Source organism: Brevibacillus nitrificans (assembly GCF_003710965.1).
Classification (GTDB): Bacteria; Bacillota; Bacilli; order Brevibacillales; family Brevibacillaceae; genus Brevibacillus; species Brevibacillus centrosporus.
In genome coordinates this window covers 1-2109 of the sequence record NZ_RHHU01000023.1, presented here as the reverse complement: position 1 = coordinate 2109, position 2109 = coordinate 1, and the positions used below count along the sequence as shown (strand labels likewise).

Sequence of the window (2109 nt, the reverse complement as noted above, 5' to 3'; positions counted from 1 at the left end):
GTTCTCCCCGAAATAGCTTTAGGGCTAGCCTCGGAATTAGAGTCTTGGAGGTAGAGCACTGATTGGGCTAGGGGCCCTCATCGGGTTACCGAACTCAGTCAAACTCCGAATGCCAATGACTTATGTCCGGGAGTCAGACGGTGAGTGCTAAGATCCATCGTCAAAAGGGAAACAGCCCAGACCATCAGCTAAGGTCCCCAAGTATACGTTAAGTGGGAAACGATGTGGAGTTGCCCAGACAACCAGGATGTTGGCTTAGAAGCAGCCACCATTTAAAGAGTGCGTAATAGCTCACTGGTCGAGTGACTCTGCGCGGAAAATGTAACGGGGCTAAACGTATCACCGAAGCTATGGCAGTCCTTACGGACTGGGTAGGGGAGCGTTCCAAGCAGCAGTGAAGCCGTACTGGAAAGAGCGGTGGAGCGCTTGGAAGTGAGAATGCCGGTGTAAGTAGCGAAAAGACAAGTGAGAATCTTGTCCACCGAAAGCCTAAGGGTTCCTGGGGAAGGCTCGTCCTCCCAGGGTTAGTCGGGACCTAAGCTGAGGCCGAAAGGCGTAGGCGATGGACAACAGGTTGATATTCCTGTACCACCTCTGTTCCGCTTGAGCAATGGCGTGACGCAGGAGGATAGGGTGAGCGGCCTACTGGATGGCCGTCCAAGCAGCAAGCCTGGTGTGTAGGCAAATCCGCACACCGTAAGGGCAAGCTGTGATGGCGAGGGAAATATAAGTACCGAAGTCCCTGATTTCACACTGCCAAGAAAAGCGTCTAGCGAGGAACAAGGTGCCCGTACCGCAAACCGACACAGGTAGGCGAGGAGAGAATCCTAAGGTGCGCGGGATAACTCTTGCTAAGGAACTCGGCAAAATGGCCCCGTAACTTCGGGAGAAGGGGCGCCTCGGTAGGGTTAATAGCCCGAGGGGGCCGCAGTGAAAAGGCCCAAGCGACTGTTTAGCAAAAACACAGGTCTCTGCGAAGCCGCAAGGCGAAGTATAGGGGCTGACGCCTGCCCGGTGCTGGAAGGTTAAGGGGATGGGTTAGCGCAAGCGAAGCTTTGAACCGAAGCCCCAGTAAACGGCGGCCGTAACTATAACGGTCCTAAGGTAGCGAAATTCCTTGTCGGGTAAGTTCCGACCCGCACGAAAGGCGTAACGACTTGGGCGCTGTCTCGGCAAGAGACCCGGTGAAATCATAATACCTGTGAAGATGCAGGTTACCCGCGACAAGACGGAAAGACCCCATGGAGCTTTACTGTAGCCTGGTATTGGAACTTTGTGCATCATGTACAGGATAGGTGGGAAGCTGAGAAGCAGGGGCGCCAGCCTCTGTGGAGCTGTCGGTGGGATACCACCCTTGATGTACGGAGTTTCTAACTCGTCGCCCTTATCGGGCGAGAGGACCATGCCAGGTGGGCAGTTTGACTGGGGCGGTCGCCTCCCAAAAGGTAACGGAGGCGCCCAAAGGTTCCCTCAGAATGGTCGGAAATCATTCGTAGAGTGTAAAGGCAGAAGGGAGCTTGACTGCGAGACCTACAAGTCGAGCAGGGACGAAAGTCGGGCTTAGTGATCCGGTGGTTCCGCATGGAAGGGCCATCGCTCAACGGATAAAAGCTACCCTGGGGATAACAGGCTTATCTCCCCCAAGAGTCCACATCGACGGGGAGGTTTGGCACCTCGATGTCGGCTCATCGCATCCTGGGGCTGAAGTAGGTCCCAAGGGTTGGGCTGTTCGCCCATTAAAGCGGTACGCGAGCTGGGTTCAGAACGTCGTGAGACAGTTCGGTCCCTATCTGTCGCGGGCGTAGGAAGTTTGAGGAGAGCTGTCCTTAGTACGAGAGGACCGGGATGGACGCACCGCTGGTGCACCAGTTGTCACGCCAGTGGCACAGCTGGGTAGCTATGTGCGGACGGGATAAGCGCTGAAAGCATCTAAGCGTGAAGCCCCCTCCAAGATGAGACTTCCCACAGCGCAAGCTGGTAAGACCCCTCATAGACGATGAGGTTGATAGGTTCGGTGTGGAAGCGTGGTAACACGTGGAGCTGACGAATACTAATCGGTCGAGGACTTATCCACACACTCTTAGCAAACATGCGTATCCAGTTTTGAAG

1 rRNA gene is annotated in these 2109 nt (G+C 55.0%); it reads left to right on the top strand.

The annotated features are described in order from the left end of the window. Window positions 1–2074 (top strand): 23S ribosomal RNA (locus tag EDM59_RS28845); the annotation flags it as partial. Between the last annotated feature and the right edge of the window lie 35 nt (window positions 2075–2109).